The 17812-nt window shown below is 38.2% G+C and carries 12 protein-coding genes and 2 tRNA genes; 6 read left to right on the top strand and 8 right to left on the bottom strand.

Annotated elements, in window-relative coordinates:
• Window positions 1-47: 47 nt before the first annotated feature.
• Both FA584_RS07120 and FA584_RS07115 read right to left on the bottom strand, forming a co-directional pair.
• Window positions 48-758, bottom strand: coding sequence for a DUF445 domain-containing protein (locus FA584_RS07120; protein WP_167748993.1), 711 nt, complete (start codon window positions 756-758; stop codon window positions 48-50).
• A 24-nt stretch (window positions 759-782) separates the two neighbouring features.
• Window positions 783-2297: a B12-binding domain-containing radical SAM protein gene (locus tag FA584_RS07115; protein WP_167748992.1), complete on the bottom strand. Its 1515-nt coding sequence runs from the start codon at window positions 2295-2297 to the stop codon at window positions 783-785.
• A 114-nt stretch (window positions 2298-2411) separates the two neighbouring features.
• On the opposite strand from FA584_RS07115, the gene FA584_RS07110 reads away from it, so the two are divergent.
• Window positions 2412-2489 (top strand) — tRNA-Pro (locus tag FA584_RS07110).
• A gap of 58 nt (window positions 2490-2547) precedes the next feature.
• The gene (locus tag FA584_RS07105; protein ID WP_167748991.1) at window positions 2548-3774 is read left to right on the top strand and encodes an MFS transporter; all 1227 of its coding nucleotides are present in this window, start codon (window positions 2548-2550) and stop codon (window positions 3772-3774) included.
• Between the two features lie 4 nt (window positions 3775-3778).
• Here FA584_RS07105 and FA584_RS07100 read toward each other — a convergent pair whose 3' ends face one another.
• The gene (locus tag FA584_RS07100) at window positions 3779-4663 is read right to left on the bottom strand and encodes a helix-turn-helix transcriptional regulator (RefSeq protein WP_087438663.1); all 885 of its coding nucleotides are present in this window, start codon (window positions 4661-4663) and stop codon (window positions 3779-3781) included.
• 136 nt (window positions 4664-4799) lie between these two features.
• On the opposite strand from FA584_RS07100, the gene FA584_RS07095 reads away from it, so the two are divergent.
• A complete protein-coding gene (locus FA584_RS07095) occupies window positions 4800-5537 on the top strand; it encodes a MipA/OmpV family protein (protein WP_191342033.1) in 738 nt (245 codons plus the stop codon).
• A 150-nt stretch (window positions 5538-5687) separates the two neighbouring features.
• The gene (ppsA, locus tag FA584_RS07090) at window positions 5688-8069 is read left to right on the top strand and encodes a phosphoenolpyruvate synthase (protein WP_167748989.1); all 2382 of its coding nucleotides are present in this window, start codon (window positions 5688-5690) and stop codon (window positions 8067-8069) included.
• Here ppsA and FA584_RS07085 read toward each other — a convergent pair.
• The 4 genes from FA584_RS07085 to FA584_RS07070 form a co-directional block, all read right to left on the bottom strand.
• Window positions 8066-8563, bottom strand: a complete 498-nt coding sequence (locus tag FA584_RS07085; RefSeq protein WP_167748988.1) for an FKBP-type peptidyl-prolyl cis-trans isomerase — start codon at window positions 8561-8563, stop codon at window positions 8066-8068. The genes ppsA and FA584_RS07085 overlap by 4 nt on opposite strands.
• A gap of 56 nt (window positions 8564-8619) precedes the next feature.
• Entirely contained in the window at window positions 8620-11178 is a 2559-nt protein-coding gene (acnB, locus tag FA584_RS07080) for a bifunctional aconitate hydratase 2/2-methylisocitrate dehydratase (RefSeq protein ID WP_167748987.1), read from the bottom strand.
• 31 nt (window positions 11179-11209) lie between these two features.
• Entirely contained in the window at window positions 11210-13321 is a 2112-nt protein-coding gene (locus FA584_RS07075; protein ID WP_369805713.1) for an FtsK/SpoIIIE family DNA translocase, read from the bottom strand.
• An 83-nt stretch (window positions 13322-13404) separates the two neighbouring features.
• Window positions 13405-16077 carry a flagellin N-terminal helical domain-containing protein gene (locus FA584_RS07070; protein ID WP_167748986.1) on the bottom strand — a complete coding sequence of 891 codons (2673 nt, stop codon included), beginning with the start codon at window positions 16075-16077 and terminating at the stop codon, window positions 13405-13407.
• Between the two features lie 164 nt (window positions 16078-16241).
• Here FA584_RS07070 and FA584_RS07065 point away from each other — a divergent pair, with 164 nt between their 5' ends.
• A complete protein-coding gene (locus tag FA584_RS07065; protein WP_087438656.1) occupies window positions 16242-16520 on the top strand; it encodes an HU family DNA-binding protein in 279 nt (92 codons plus the stop codon).
• Between the two features lie 82 nt (window positions 16521-16602).
• Window positions 16603-16684, top strand: a tRNA-Leu gene (locus FA584_RS07060).
• Between the two features lie 79 nt (window positions 16685-16763).
• Here FA584_RS07060 and FA584_RS07055 read toward each other — a convergent pair.
• A complete protein-coding gene (locus FA584_RS07055; protein ID WP_167748985.1) occupies window positions 16764-17804 on the bottom strand; it encodes a tyrosine-type recombinase/integrase in 1041 nt (346 codons plus the stop codon).
• Window positions 17805-17812 lie beyond the last annotated feature (8 nt).

Raw genomic sequence — 17812 nt, 5'->3', positions numbered from 1 at the left:
TATATAATTATATGTATTTTAAACTTTGTAAATCTGCATAGCAATACTTAAATAACCAATGTTGAAAGCAGACCAATCAACGCACCAAAAAATCCACCCCAAACCACTAACCAACCTAGATGGTCTTTGATGAAATTTTGAACGATCTCTTTCACCATCTGCGGAGTCAATTCATTGAGCCTTGCATCAATCATCTGCTCAATGGTAATGAGCATATCATCTGTAAGTGATGAATTTTGTATAGTTTGTGCTATTTTTTGTTGAAATACATTACTTTCGCTAATTTCAATGATAGAATCTTTGAGTTTCTCACTAAAAGGCGCTCGAAGTCCTTCTAATGCGCCAGCACCTCCAAACATACCCAACATGCCGCCAAATGAGGACTCCATCACCGTTTTAGTCAGTGCATCAAAGGCAGGAGAAAAGTCCACTTCTGCAATCACTGGGCTTAAATCAAGCGTTTTTTCCTCTTTTGCAAAAAAAGCATCCAACTGTTCTTTAGTAAAAAACTGATCCATCATCAAATTTTTGATCGAAGCTTTAAAGGCTTCAAATTGCAACTGTATAACGCCACTTCCATATAAAAAAGGTACTTTTTCAAATAACATATGAATCGCTATTTGATTGGTTACTGCGCCTGAAAAGGCAAAAAGTCCTGTTAAGAGTGACCAATGCGCATAAGGCGCTGGTATCAAAAATGAAACTCCAATCAAACTGACACTTATAATATCCGTCCACCAACTCTTATCAATTTTCATTATTTCTCCTTAAAAAAATTGCCATTATACTGTGGCATGTTTTAACTGGCGTTTATTAAGTTTTGAAGTACCCTCTTTATGCACTTCCTCTTGAACGTAATTTTCGCGTAAAAAAGAAGGCATTTTACGTCCACGTATGGTCATAATGTCTTCTATCAACATTCCTTTAATAAACTCACGTTCATGTCCTAGCTCTTCACAAAGGTAGCGAAAAATAAGCTCCGCTAGACGATCCAATGAAATCTGCCATGTAGACTTTGTTTGCGTATAAAGCCATTCACTAAAAGCATAAAAGCCATCATACACTTTGCCATCATGCCATAAGTGTATTGCACTCTTCTTAAAATTACCACTGTTATAGACCATATCCCAAAAGCGAGCAAAACGCTTCATCTTTTGCATCTCTTTAAAAGGGATAAGGTTGTTTTGCAAAATATCATAGGGTGGCTTATCGCAATACTTCATACCGTAGATCTCGTCGTGACGCGAAATAGTTGTACCTGAGAGTTTTTTGAGGATGCCGATTTGAATCTCACACTGTGTCAGTGAATAAAGCTTGTCTAAATTGCGACCAAAACCTTCTAAACTTTCTCCTGGTAAACCGATAATGAGGTCCACATGCAAATGCGCATGCGTTTGCTGTTGTAAAAAGGCAAGGTTGTCTTCGATTTTAGCAATGTTGAGGCGTCTATGAATATTTTTAGAGATTTCAGGATCAAGCGTTTGAATACCCACTTCGAGTTGCAACGCTGCAGGAGGAAACTGTGCTATTTTTTCTCGAAGAGAGCTTGGAAAATGGTCAGGTATTACTTCAAAATGGACAAAATACGCTTCTGTTTTAGCAAGAAAAAAGTCCAAAAGCTTTGTTGCATTTTCAATGCTAAGATTAAATGTACGGTCAATAAATTTAAAATTTCGCACGCCCCGTTGCCAGAGCTTTTCAAGTTCGCCAATGAAACGTTCTATTTCGATATCTCGCACTTTTTTATCAGCAGATGAAAGACAAAATTCACAGGTAAACGGGCATCCACGACTTGCCTCAACGTAGCAGTAACGGTTTTTGATGTCGTGATCTGTGTAGTAGTCATATGGCAGTTTTATGGCATTCAAATGAACCATCGGCGCTTTGATGACGTGCTCATTTGGTTTATGACCCTCAAGAAGCGTTTGACACAGCTCATAAAAAGCGATGTCACCCTCTCCTTGAATAATGTAATCTGCCCCACTAAAATCAACACGATGGGGGAAATGGCTCGCTTCAGGACCTCCTAAAACGATGAAAATATGAGGTGCTACTTTTTTGAGGATACTTATAAGCTCTTGTACTTCCAAAGCGTTCCAAATATACGCACCAATGCCTACAATTTTTGGGTTATAACTAAGGATTTCTTCTGCGGCATCGGCGACTTGTGAGTTGATGACAAACTCTAAAATTTTCGCTTTTTCTTGAAGCTCTTCAAGGTTAGCAAAAAGATAGCGTTGAGCAATAGATGTATGTGTATAGCGCGCATTAAAGGTCGTTAAAAGAATTTCTTTCATGAAGTGCCATTGTTGATTTTTTATAAAAACGGTTGTATATCCGTTTTGTATAGATCTATTATTATAATAAAACTTTTTGGTTATCTTGGTTAAAATCAAAATTCTTAAATGTGTCGGGGTGTAGCGCAGCCTGGCTAGCGCGCTACCTTGGGGTGGTAGAGGTCGCAGGTTCGAGTCCTGTCACTCCGACCATTTGATTGTGTGCTTCTTTTGTTAATACACTTAAAATTCATTCCTACAGCTGGTTTTTATGCAACCTGAAACGCTTCAAACTTTTCACAAAAAACCTATCGTGATCATTGCCCTGCTTACAGCTGTTTGTTTGGTGGGTGATTCAATGCTCTACGTTGTTTTACCTACTCACTTTGAAGAAGCTGGGCTTACCTCTTTATGGCAAGTGGGTATTTTACTCTCCATCAACCGTTTAATCAGACTTCCTCTCAATCCTCTCATCGGATGGCTTTACACCAAAATCAGTGCGCGTACGGGCGTGTTAATCGCTGTGCTATTGGCATTTTTAACAACCCTCTCTTATGGTTTAATGCATGGCTTCATTGCCCTTTTGATTGCACGCTGCTTTTGGGGAATTGCGTGGGGATTTTTGCGACTGGGAGCTTATTTTACGATTTTGGAATATGCTACAGATACGACTAGAGGCAAAAGTATGGGGCTTTACAATGGATTGTATCGCCTTGGAAGTTTAGTGGGAATGCTCGTTGGAGGATTTTTAGCAGATATTTATGGTTTATTGCCCACATCAATTATTTTTAGTCTTGTAACACTCTGTTGTTTGCCTATTGTTTTTATCGTTATTAAGCCAACCCATCAAGGGATGGTTTCTGAGCATGTCGAAAGTGAGCGACACTTCTCTTTGTGGAAGCATCGTAATGTCCTATCCGTTTTAGGTGTTGGGATGTTTTTTGCTTTGATTTATCAAGGAATTGTAACATCCACACTTTCATACTTGATTGAAATTCACAACGGCTCTGTTGTCTTAATTTTTGGATGTCTCATTGGAGCTTCTTCACTTGCGGGCATACTGCAAGCGATTCGTTGGGGATTTGAACCATTTCTAGCTCCCTTATTTGGTAGTTTGACGGATGGAAATGTGGGTCGATACCCTCTTCTTCTTATCTCAACAGTATTAGCAAGTATTTCATTTGCGTTGGTCTCTTTTGATCTGCCTTTTTGGATATGGATTGGAATACTTCTTTTACTCCAAGCTACGGCAACTTCACTTACAACTATTGCTGATGCTTTAGCTGCTGATACGGCATCAAACAATGGAGCAAGAATTAAAATAATGACAACCTACTCGTTACTCATTGACTTTGGTGCGGCGCTTGGGCCGATGCTCGCATATGGGATGAACCAATTTTTACACCCTTATGCCTCTTTTTGGTTTGCATCGCTTATTTTGCTAGGAACGACATGGGTATGTGCAAATAGTTGGTATAAGCAGAAGCGATCACTTTAAATAGTTACCAAAGCCACGAAAGTGGAATTTTGTCTCTAAATGTATGAAAATAATAAGAGGGCGTGAGTCCTGTAAATTTTTTGAACTCTTTAATAAAATGTGTCTGATCAAAATAGCCACACTCGTACGCTATGGAGACAAATTTAAGATGACTTTCACCTCGTAAAACAGCGCTATTCATCATCCTTAATGTTTTGATAAATCGTGCATTATTATGAATGTGCTTAAAGGATTCTCCAAAGACTTCAAGATATTGTTTCTGGATCCACCTTTCACTGTAACCGCACTCTTGCGATAATAATTTTAAAGAAGGATAATCATGTCCACCCATAAGATAATTTGAAATATTTTTTTGAAAACAATATTTTTTTGATAATTGCTTCATAAAATAACGCTCAAAAACTTCAATCATCCCATCTCCTGTGGGCATAGACTCTAACTCTTCAAAAAGCAATTCTCCTTCGTATTTTCCCCATATATCGTTGATACTCAGATCTTCATTTCGAATTTCAAAAGGTGAAATACCAAATACTTCGTAGAGGACATGCGGATAGAGCGTTACTTTAAAGCTTTTGACTAATCGTTTAGACGATAAACTTTCTTTTTGAAAAAAGTCCATCCATGTGCCAATGCCGCTTTTTACATAGGTTCCTTTGTCAATATCAAGCTGTATACTTCCTTCTTCAATAACTTCATTCAAACTTCCATAAAAATCAAAGACAAACTGCGTCATAAAGGAGGGGAAAAAGCGTGTAATATACTGCTCACGGGTATCTTCTACTGCACTGATGATAGAGACATATGAATGAATATAAGGTAACAGAGATGGAGTTTTTGGAAATGCTTTTGTGTAATCGCCATGAGGCGGCATTCCCGTATCTACAAACATTTTCTTCCTTCAAAAAGCTTAAAACAATCATCGAATTATATACTAAATAGCCAAACTCTTTGTTCGCTTTTTTACTATAAAAAAATATCACGCTTATATACACTTTCAGCATTTAAACGACAATGGAGATTCGATGATGAAGAATAAGCTAATTTTAGTGTCCTGTGTTTTGCTGACTCACCTATGTGCAACTAGTGATGACTTGTCGCTACAAGTAGGTGTGGGTGCAACAACGAGTACAAGCCCTTACAAAGGCGTTTCAAGTGTTACAATGCCCTTACCCGATATTGAGCTTACGTACAAAAGTGCTTTTATTGAAGGTATCAATATGGGATACAATTTTTACGATACCAAAACACTTCAAATTGGAGTTATAGTCCTTCCTGTACTTGCAGGCTATAAAGGCAAAGATAGTAATGAGTTAAAAGGTATGGACAATCGGAATATGTCCTTAGAAGGCGGACTCAGAATGAAATACAATTTTGAGAATAGTTTTTTAAGCGGTACTGTTTCGCGTGATGTCAGCGGTACCACAGATGGCTATACCTTTAATGCAGCGTATAACTACACACTTTTTGAGACAAGAAATTCAGGTCTGTCACTCTATGCGGGCGCAGAATACCTCAGTGATAAGAAAAGCAATTATTACTACGGTGTCAAAGATAAAGAGGCAACCTTCGCACGTCCAAGTTACCATGCCGATGGTGCCCTCAACCCTTTTATTGGCTTAACGCAAATCTTTGCCTTTAGTGAGACATGGTCGATCATTGCCAATGTCGAATACAAGAGATTTGACAGCACAATTTATAAAAGCCCTATTGTGGATGACCATTATCAAGTGGCTGGATACTTGTCTATCATGTATAGCTTCTAAAGATGTTGCTATTTACTTCTATCCGTTTCAAAAGTCCTCTGGACTTTTGAAATACTCTTCATTTTCACTTTACATGTAATCTCTTTTTTATAGCACTCCTGATTCTATTTTGTGCTACCATAGATATAACTTTTCTTATGGGAGGTTATTATGCGTTATATTCGTTTCTTCAATGAACTCCATATCAGCGATATTCCCCTTGTAGGCGGGAAAAACGCAAGTCTCGGTGAAATGTACCAAAAGCTATCTACCAAAGGCATCAAAGTTCCCAATGGTTTTGCGACAACCAGCGAGGCTTACCATCTGTTACTTAAAGAAAACGGTATCAAAGAAAAAATCGAAAAGCTTTTAGCAAACCTAGATATTTCAGATACGCTTTCACTTCAAAAGCGTGGTCTTGCCATCAGAGAGCTTATCTTGGCTTCAACACTGCCTAATGAGCTTATCCAAGAGATTGAAAGTGCTTATCATATGCTCTCTCAAGAATATGGTTCAGAACATATTGATGTTGCTGTGCGTTCATCTGGAACAGCCGAAGATCTACCTGATGCTAGTTTTGCAGGGCAACAAGAGACCTTTCTCAATATCAATACATCTGAAAAACTTTTACAAAGTGTGAAACAGTGCTACGCTTCGTTATTTACAGATCGTGCCATTAGTTATCGAACAAGTCGAGGGTTTGACCATTTTAAAGTTGCCCTTTCTGTTGGCATACAGAAGATGGTACGAAGTGATCTTGCTAGTAGTGGTATTATGTTTACCATTGATACAGAGAGCGGCTCAGAAAATCTTATTTTAATTAATGCTATCTGGGGATTGGGTGAAAATGTCGTTAGTGGTAAAGTCAATGCTGATGAGTTTTTTGTTTTTAAACCAACCCTTAAAAAAGGGATCAATACCATTTTAAAACGCTCTTTAGGCAGTAAAAAAGAGAAAATGCTTTACAGCGATGAAGCTCATACTATCAATGTTCCCACAACAGAGGAAGAGCAAAATCATTTTTCCATTACGGATACGGAAGTGTTGATTCTAGCGCATCAAGCACTGATTATTGAAGAGTATTATAAACGTCCAATGGACATTGAGTGGGCGAAAGATGGTTTAGATGGCAAACTCTATATCGTTCAAGCACGTCCTGAAACAGTTCAGAGCCGGCTTCAAAACAGTATTACCATCGAAAAATATACGCTGAATCGCACCAAAGATATAAAACTTATCACTTCTGGTCGTGCGATAGGTGAAAAAATTGGCAGCGGTGAGGTCAAAATTATCCATAAAACTTCTGAGTTTGCTTTATTTAAAGAAGGTGATATTTTGGTTGCCGACACAACCAATCCTGATTGGGAACCTATTATGAAAAAAGCTTCAGCCGTTGTCACCAACAGAGGTAGCAGAACGTGTCATGCTGCTATCGTTGCGCGTGAGATCGGCGTGCCAGCGGTGGTCGGGTGTGGCAATGCAACCGAAGTGTTAAGCAATACTCAAAAAGTAACCGTTAGTTGTGCACAGGGCGATGAAGGACATATATACGAGGGTGAAATTGCCTTTACATGTAAAACGATAGACCTCAGTTCTTTAAAGCAGACGAAGACCAAACTAATGATGAATGTGGGTAACCCTGCTGAAGCGTTGAATCTTGCCAAAATGCCAAATGATGGTGTAGGCCTTGCTCGAATGGAGTTTATTATGACCCATTCCATTAATGCTCATCCGATGGCACTGGTGAATATGCACAAAAGAAATCCTGTGCAAGATGAGGATGCCATTAGAGCTTTTATGAGCCCCTACATCGATGCTAAAGAGTTTTTTCTCCAAAAAATCAGTGAAGGTGTTGGGATGATTGCCGCGGCGTTTTATCCCAAACCCGTCATCATTCGCACCAGTGATTTTAAAAGCAACGAATATCGCAATATGCTAGGAGGTCTGGCGTTCGAAGCAGTCGAAGAAAATCCAATGATAGGCTTTCGTGGAGCAAGTAGATACTATGATGAAAGTTACAAGGAGGCTTATGCGTGGGAGTGTGAAGCACTCAAGCGTGTACGAGATGATATGGGTCTTACCAATGTTGTCATCATGCTTCCTTTTGTGCGTACACCTGAAGAAGGACAGAAAGTTATCGGCATCATGAATACCCAAGGTTTAATACAAGGTGTGAATGGACTTAAAATTTACGCGATGTGCGAGATACCTGCCAATGTTATCATAGCCGATGACTTTTTAAATATCTTTGATGGCTATTCGATTGGATCAAATGATCTTACCCAACTTATCTTAGGAGTGGATAGGGAGAGTGGAATGATTGCTCATATCTTTAACGAACGTAATCCAGCTGTGACCAAAATGCTAAAAATGGCGATTGATGCGTGTAAAGCAAGAGGAAAATACATTGGTATTTGCGGGCAAGCACCTTCTGATTATCCTGAAATTACGGAGTTTTTAGTTAAAAATGGGATAGATTCGATCTCATTAAACCCTGATTCACTGTATAAAATGCACCAAGTGGTTGAGAATTTGGAAGAAAAATTGCGTTAATGTTGCATGGCAGATAAGGACTCTTCGTGACTGAAGAGTCTTTTCTCAATTTCATCAGTTGTGGCCTCGCGCAGACCAATGACCGTTCCATCAAATATGATTGTTACACCAGCAAGAGGATGATTTGCATCCAAGATAACGCGATCTTCTAAAATTTCAATGACTGTATACGAAAGCATCATCTCATCATCGGCATCTTCACTAAAAACCATTTCAACATTTTGCCCTACTGCAAGATCATCTTCAAACATATTTCGTTCTTCAACAAATACAAGTTCTTGTTTATACTCACCAAATGCTTCTTTAGGAGACAATTGCATATGAATACTCTCTCCTACACTTTTGCCTTCCAAGGCTTTTTCAATTTTTTCAAATATATCACCGTATCCGCCATGAAGATACACAAGTGATTGTGCGCCACTGTCCAAAAGGTTATTCTCAGTGTCAAAAACAGTGTAGTCGAGTGTTACGATACAATTTTTTTGTATAGTCAAAAGAGTCCTTACATGTAAAAAGTAAAAACCACTCTTTTTGAGTGGCTTTTGAGGTATTAATTGACGAGTTCGTAATTTTCTATGAGATTAAAATTGAGATACTTGTAGACTTTATCGGTCTTACCCGCCAATTTTTTAGGCACTAAACTCATATACTCTTCAACACTTGGAAGCCTGCCTAGAAGTGCACATAGAGCTGCTAATTCTGCGCTACCCAAATAAACTTTAGAGTTTGGTCCCATACGGTTATCGAAGTTTCTGGTGGATGTTGAAAAGACAACAGCACCTTCTTTAACATTGGCTTGGTTACCCATACAGAGAGAACAACCTGGAATTTCAATACGAGCACCAGAAGTACCAAAAATAGAATAATAACCCTCTGCTGTCAGTTGATCTTTATCCATTTTGGTAGGTGGTGCGACCCAAAGGGTAGTAGGAACTTTTCCTTCGCCTTGAAGAACCTCACCAAGGGCTCTATAGTGACCAATGTTTGTCATACAACTTCCAACAAAGACTTCATCGATTTTTTTAGGGCGATTATCATCTGCAAGAATTTCACTGAGGGTTGCAACATCATCGGGATCATTTGGACAAGCGAGAATTGGCTCTTTGATTTCGTTAAGATTGATTTCAATGACTTCAGCGTACTGCGCATTGGCATCCGCTTTAAGAAGTTTAGGATCTTTGATCCATGCTTTCATTTTATCGGCACGTCTTTGCAAAGTTTTAGCATCTTGATAGCCTGCTTTAATCATTGCTTCAAGCAACGTAATGTTCGATTTAAGGTATTCAACGATTGGCTCAACATCTAATGCTACAGCACATGCTGCTGCACTTCTCTCAGCACTTGCATCACTAAGCTCAAACGCTTGTTCAACCTTAAGTTTTGGAAGCCCTTCGATCTCTAAAATACGTCCTGCAAAGATATTTTTTTTGTTTTTCTTTGGAACAGTGAGCAACCCTTTTTTAATTGCATAGTAAGGAATAGCATTGACAAGGTCACGAAGGGTAATACCTGGTTGCATTTCACCTTTAAAACGCACCAAGACTGATTCAGGCATATTAAGAGGCATACTCCCTGTAACGGCAGCAAAGGCAACGAGACCAGAACCCGCTGGGAACGAAATACCAATTGGGAAACGAGTATGGCTATCTCCACCCGTTCCTACTGTGTCGGGAAGGACCATACGGTTAAGCCAGGAATGGATAACGCCATCTCCTGCTTTAAGGCTAACACCTGATCGAGAAGTGATAAATGCGGGTAACGTATGGTGAAGTTTAACATCGCTCGGTTTTGGATAAGCGGCAGTATGACAGAAACTTTGCATGACAAGGTCAGCACTAAAGCCAAGAGCAGCAAGCTCTTTGATCTCATCTCTGGTCATTGGTCCTGTGGTATCTTGACTTCCGACGGTAAGTGTATGTGGTTCAACATACATACCGGCACGAACACCTTCAACTCCGCAGGCACGTCCGACCATTTTTTGCGCAAGTGTATACCCTACCCCTTTTTGTTCGCTTGGTTGTTCTGGTTTTGCAAAAATATTTTCTGCACCCATTCCAAGACTTATTCTAGCTTTTGTAGTCAATCCTCGACCAATGATAAGAGGAATTCTACCGCCAGCACGATACTCGTCTGCTAGGGTATTTGGTGAAAGTTTAAATGTTGCAACCACTTTACCATTTTTCTCAATTTTCCCAGCTAAAGGATAGACATCAATCAAATCACCTGTTTCTAAGCCTTCAACATTGACTTCGATCGGTAATGCACCACTGTCTTCTGCCGTGTTAAAAAAGATTGGTGCGATGGTTGAACCTAAGATTAAACCACCTGTTTTTTTATTTGGAACGTTGGGGATTTCACGTCCCATCCACCATTGGATAGAATTAATACCTGATTTTCGACTACTTCCTGTTCCTACAACATCACCGACATAGGCAACTTCATACCCTTTTGCAATCAACTCTTTAATTTTTTCATTGGAACCGGGAAGTCTTTTAACCAGCATTGCATTAGCATGGAGAGGAATATCACTTCTCGTAAACGCTTCACTTGCAGGGCTAAGATCATCGGTATTGGTCTCACCTGATACTTTTAAAACGGCTACGGTAATTTTTTCTGAGATAGTTGGTTTTGTTGTAAACCATTCTGCATTTGCCCAAGAAGTCATCACTTCTTTAGCATAGACATTTATTTTTGCTAAAGTTTCAATATCATTAAATGAGCTATAAACAAGCACAGTATGTTTTAGAGCATTGCAAGCTGCACGCGCAACGGCATCGTCTTTTGAACTAAGAGCATCGACAAGAGGTTGAACGTTATATCCACCAAACATAGTTCCCAAAAGTTCAATGGCATAAACAGGTGAAATTGCTTTACATGTAACTTTTTTTTGAGCCACATCATTCAAGAAAGCTGCTTTTACGTAAGCGGCTTCATCTACTCCTGGTGGAACTCTATTTGCGAGAAGATCACTTAAGAAGGCTTGATCACCTTCCTCTTTTTTTAAAAGCTCGACTACCTCTGCTGTTTTTTTGGCATCAAGAGGCAAAGGAGGAACACCTAACTTTGCTCTTTCATTCACTTCTGCTTCATACGCTTGGAAAAAACTCATTGTGACTGACTCCTTGTATGTGATTGATTCGTTAAACAATGATTTCGCGCTGACCTTTAGCATTTTGAGATGAAAGGATCCCCATGGCTTCCAGTTGCTCTACAATCGTTGCAGCTCTATTATAGCCAATATTTAATCTTCTTTGAATATAAGAAATTGAGCTCTTTCTTTCATTAAGGACAATGGCTTTTGCGTCATCAAAAAGCTCATCCAATTCACCACTTTCTTTGCTTCCTGATGAAGAAGAAAAGCCCTCTTCGCTCTCTTTAAGAAAACTCTCGTCATATACGACAGGGCGCTGTTTCTTGAGGTATTCAACCACTCGGTCAATCTCATCTTCACTGGTGTATGGGGCATGCAAACGGATGAGTCCAGAAGTGCCTGGAGGAGTAAAAAGCATATCGCCATTTCCAAGCAATGAATCAGCTCCCATGGCATCCAAAATGACTTTTGAGTCGATTTTTTGCCCTACTTTAAAACTAATTCTAGAAGGTAAGTTTGCTTTAATAAGACCCGTTACTACATCAACAGATGGTCTTTGTGTCGCAACAATAATGTGAATACCACTTGCGCGTGCCATTTGTGCCAAACGTGCTATATAAAATTCAACATCTTTGCCACTGGTCATCATAAGGTCAGCTAATTCATCAATAATAATGACAATATAAGGAAGTGGTTCGACGCCAATACTCTTGGCTTTTTCATTGTAATTTTCAATATTTTTAGTTTTAGAACGACTCATAATTTGATAACGTCGCTCCATCTCACTGACCATATTGGCAAGAGCAATAATGGCTTGTTTAGGCTTTGTGATAACAGGTGTTAAAAGATGAGGAATATCATTATAAATCGAAAATTCCAACATTTTTGGATCAATCATCAAAAAACGTAACGTATCGGGTGAATTGCGGTATAAAAGAGAAAGTAACATTGCATTAATACCCACACTTTTACCACTACCCGTTGTTCCTGCAATCAGTAAGTGTGGTAACTTTTTCAAATCGGTGACAAAAGCATTGCCAACAATATCTTTACCTAGCGCGATGGTGAGCGGTGATGAAGACTTCTTAAAGATGTCACTTTCTAAAATTTCTTTGAGATAAATGGTTTCGATCTTTTGATTGGGTACTTCAATTCCCACAACATCTTTGCCTGGAATTGGAGCTTGAATACGAATGGTTTTTGCTTTTAATGCCATTGCGAGGTCATCTTGAAGGGTTAAAATACGCGAAACTTTGACATGAGGTGCTGGTTTGAATTCAAACGTCGTAACCACAGGACCTGAATACGTACGAACCACGTCGCCTTCAATTTTAAAGCGTCTGAGTTTTTCCAATAAGTCTTGAATCTTTTGATCGATCTCACTCTCGTTTACATGTACCGCTTTTGCAGGAGGATTGGCTAAAAAAGAGAGCGGTGGTAGTTTAAAATCTTTGGGTTTGTCACATTCACCTTGATCAATTTCTGAAAGTAACTTGGTATTTTCCGCAACTTCACTGAGAATCTCGACTTTTTTAGCACTTTTAAGGCGAACAAGTGGCTTGTGAGGCTCTTCATTTTCAGGATAAAGAGGCGCGATAATAGCTGGATTTTCATCTGGAATATCATCATTTAAAATGATTTTATGCTCACTAAGAGATGTCTGTTTTTTACTATTTTTTGTCTTTTTTTCTTCTGCAACAGACCTTTCTTCCTCTTCACCCTTATACTCTTTAATTTTTGTTTTGGTAAATGCTGGTTTCATAAAGGTTAGAAAATCACTAATGCTTGACTCAACAAGCAGTGTCATTGAAAGTAAAAAAATAGCAACAATAAAAAGCCAGACTCCCATAATACCAATAGAAGCCATTAACATATCAACGATTGATCGACCAAACGTACCATGTAATTCGTTTTTGATAATAATAGATTGAGCCATTAAAAAAGCAAATAGAAGAATCATTGAAGCAAGGAAGACTCCAATACGACGTTCTGTAAGTTTACTCTCTTTGTAAAGTGTAAAAGAAGGTAAAATCAACAAAAATGGATAGACAAAAGCAAGATAACCAAACGTATTTTGATTTAATTTTCCAAGATATGCGCCAAATTTTCCAACTACAGAAGCATCAGGTAAAATAGTTGCTACGCCTAAGAAAAGGACAATAGCAATAAAAATAATAAAAAAAGTCTCTTTTAAGATAATAGATCCTTTACATGTAATAATAGTATTGATATTATAACAAATTATTACATGTAATCTAACAGTGACATTGAATTTATCTTCGACATAGTCGATAACATTGCTTGATAAGCAGTATTGATTGACTGAAATTCTAAGTATGCTTCTGCTGTATCAACCCCAATAACACTGTTTTGGACAGCTTTTACATTAACGCTAAGCATTTCAGAGCGTGTATTTGCATCCGTTAATGCATTTGTTAACGCACCAATTTTTGTTTGCGCTTTTGTTACATGATCTGCAATATGATCAAGCTGTGTTAATGCATTTTGAATACCTATATTGCGTGGATCATCCGATGTTGAGTCCATACGAAATGTACCAGTACGCACTGCTGCTATCATCTCATCAAGTTGCTTAAACATATCAATCGATGGATTAGAGATTGTTACCGAATTATTTGCCATAAAGGTAAGAGCAGAACTCCCGACACCCGTAAAGTCAGTAGCACTTGCATCATACATTGTAAAATCAATCTTCGATGCAGACGATGTTTTGTCTTTGATAACAATTTTACCTTGAGAATCGAGATTTACATCAACACTATTTTTTGCAGTGCTTAGAGCAAAATTATATTCAGCAAGATTTGCATTGCCGATAGCATTGTTATAATCACTTGTTGCTTTGGTGACTTCAGCAGGAGAAGAGGCAGGATTATCTCTGATAATACCAGCATCAATAGCTTTTTGAATGTAACCAGCAGTTTCGGTAGAAATACCCGTTTTTGCAATAGTTGTTTGTGCTGCAAGGTTTGCAGCATCACCTGCAACACCAAAAGCTATGGCATTATTAATGGCTGTTTGTGCAGCCGTTGAAACGCCTTGTTTAGGTAGATTACCAGAAGTTGCCATACTAATGAGGTCATTAAGCTGTTGATAGGTCATATTATCAGCAGTTGTATTTAAATTTAAAGGATCACCGCTACCATTATAGATAGAAAAGGTTTCATTGGGTGATAGAGGATTATATGCAGGATTGGTAGGATCTGATGTTGCAACACCATTGCCATCAAGATCAACTGAAAAGGTTGTATTAGAAATATCTAAATTAAGCGTTCCTGTTCTTTGTACGCCATTTTTATCCGTAAAATTGAGAACGATTTGTTTACCATTCAAACTATTAACACCTGCAACATCAACAAGTTTTGTACTTGACGTTGCAAAATCACTTGTACTTTTTATCACTTGAGAAATATTGCTTGAAAGTGTACTGCCGTCTTTCTCAAAACCTCTTCGCGCATAATTCATTGCGTCAGGAATTGAATCACCATGGGCTAAGACATTGGAGGCATTTTTCGGTTGTATAACGGTATTAAATGTATTAGTAGGATCATTTACCAACATACGTCCGTTGGAAACAGTAACAGAACCCGCCGCTAACCCGTATTCTGTTTCAACTGCTGTCATCAAATCTTGTACGGTTTTTCCACTGGTTGAAAACGATGTCGCACCAAAATCTAAATGGTCAACATCAGAAGGAAAAACACTGCTCAGAAGTGTTGTCGATGTCATACTGGAATCAGTTTTATTTTGCATAGGAAAATCTATGGCAAATGTATTTGTAGTCACTGAAACAGAACGCATTGTCAAATCAGGACTTGATGCAGTTGTTTCGTAGTTACTTTTGTTGAATGCAATGATGTCCACATTTGGTTGCGTCAATAAATTATCTACATTCATAATTTGTTTTGCATTGCCTGTCTCACCAGGGAGAGCATTTCGATCAATGGCTCCAAAGATATTCATATCTAAAAGCTGACTTCCCGATTTGAGATCTTTCACTTCAATTTGTCCTCGAGCATTCATGCTCACATCAACTACTTTATTAGATGCTGTATTACCGTAAGAATTGCCAATACTTTGGAGTAAATCAGAAACTTTTGAACTTGTATCGAGAGAGAGTACATTTGAAAAAGTCGTTCCATCGCTTTTTCTACCAGAAAGATAGAATACCGCTTTACCATCGTCTGTTGCACTATTGTTAGTATCACCAACAAGATCTCTAATGGTGTCTGACTCTTGTAAATATACTTGAGAAGAGGCAGTATTTTGACTGTTTGTAGTCATAATATCAGGATGTAATTTTGATTGATTATACATTGATACATTGGTGGAAACGACTCTATTGTAGTCTGAATCTTTTCCTAAAAAGAGAGATTGTCCTGTAATATTATAGGGAAGTTGAACACCTGAACCTATCACTGCGGTTAAATTTTCTGAATTTCCTCGATACGTACCATCATTTGCAATTGGTTTTTGAGATAATGCTGAACCTGAAAATAAAAATTGTCCATTAACAGAAGTATTTGCTAAACTCACTAAATTATCTTTAATGCCTTGTAAGTCATTGGCAAGTGCTTGTAAGCTTGTTGTTGAGTTGGAAGTGCTTGATGCTTGAACCAGTTTTGATTTGAATTGATCTAAGGATGAAGTAAAGCTACTTAACGCAGAATCTGTATTGTCTGCAAATGTCTTAGCCTTGGAGCTGCTTTGTTTAGATTGGTCCAGTGTATCGATTTCATTATTAAGACGCATTGCATCTACATAGACACTTGTGTTCTCATAGCTATTTTGTATCTTTAGTTTACTATCAATTTGTTGATTAATATTGTACAATTTCTCTGTAGCGCTACGATAGTTACGAATTGACGTGTTAAATAAAAGTGAATTTGTGATTCTCATGATTTACTCCAAAGATTTTCTTTAATCACCTAAGCAATTTTAATTCCTTGTATAAAATATCGACTTTTTGGGCATATTCTTTAACTTTTTAAAAAAAATTATTGTCTTTTTTTAAAAAAAATTGTACAATCCTCACACAAACACTTTATATTAAGGAATGAGCAATGAAAAAAGCGGAATTTATCCAAGCGGTCTCTGAGAAAGCGGGTCTTTCTAAAAAAGATAGTCAAAAAGCTATTGATGCAGCTTTAGAAGCCATCAGCGAAGCACTAGTTGCTGGCAAAGACGTAAGCTTTATCGGTTTTGGTACATTTAGTACTGCAACAAGAGCAGCTAGAAAAGCTAGAGTTCCTGGTACAAACAGAGTCGTTGATGTTGCTAAAACAACAGCTGTCAAATTTAAAGTTGGTAAAAAACTTAAAGACGTTGTAGCAAAAGCTTAATTCTTCACCTCAAAAAGCTTAGACATTCAGTTTTACTGATGTTTAAGCTTTTTTTTGTATAATTCCAACTCTTATTTACAGTGCCTGAGTGGTGAAATTGGTAGACGCGCTAGACTCAAAATCTAGTATGGAGACATATGCCGGTTCGAGTCCGGCCTCAGGGTACCACCCTAACTCCCTAAAATACGATATTCCCAACCTACAATATACACGGTGTCAGTACGAGTGTCAGTAAAATGTCAGTTACGCAATAATTTTACTTACATCTACCGTAATAGTTCCCGTATAATGATTTCGATTAACTTCATCCGTTTCATGACCCATTTGATGAAGGATCCAATCAAGAGGTAAACCACATTGCTTAAGCATTGTGTTATGCGTTCGCCTCATTTTTTGCAATCCACCACCACTTTCAATTCCTAGTTTTTTACACAACTCTTGAATAGATTGCGTAATGCTTGTTTCACTAAAATAGGGTTTGCCCTCTTTTGAATGAAATACAAAGGTTGAAAGCCCTGTTAGCTGTCTTTGTACAAGAATCGCTTGCTTCGCTTGCGGTAACAGATCAATCAAACGTATTTTGTCACCTTTGGGTAGATCAACAGTACCTTTTCGGACTCTCATACAGACATCAATTTTGTTTTTCTCGAAGTCTATATTTTCCCATTTAAGGCCTATTATCTCCCCTGCTCTCAGTCCGCTGTAAAAAGCGAACTGAATAAGGTTGTGAAGTTGTTCGTTTGAATGTTCTATAAGCAATTTGCGCTCTTCTTCACTAAAGACATCAACGATGCGTCTCGGCAATTTGGGCGATTTAACGGGTGTCAGAGGATTTTTACGGATAATATCATCATTAAACGCAAATTTAAACACGACACTTAGCGTACTTCGATACTCTTTCACCGTTTTAGGTGCAAGAGTTTTTAAAAAAGTATCTTGCCATGCTTGAATGGTTGAAGGTTTAATATCATCTAACGCTATATCACCAAAATACTTGATAAGCCTCTCAGCCTTTTTAATCTCTCCTCGTTGTGAAAATTCATTGCGATTACTGTGCGTAATATCAACAATGTATCTTGCATACTCAGAAAAAGTCATACGCTGATCAGCTTCTTTGTGTTTTTGGTAATATAATTTCCAAAACTCATCTTCTGCACGAGCCTTATACCACCCAATAAGTCTACCAGTAGCTTTTTTGCCCGTTGATAGGCGGATTATTTTACCGTTAACATTGTTTTCTAAAAGAACGTTCCCTGTTTTGGGATGTTGAAATACACTTGCCACTTGAAAGC

Source organism: Sulfurospirillum diekertiae (genome assembly GCF_011769985.2).
GTDB lineage: Bacteria > Campylobacterota > Campylobacteria > Campylobacterales > Sulfurospirillaceae > Sulfurospirillum > Sulfurospirillum diekertiae.
Note: the sequence above shows the minus strand (reverse complement) of the source record. Positions and strands in the feature narration are given on the sequence as shown.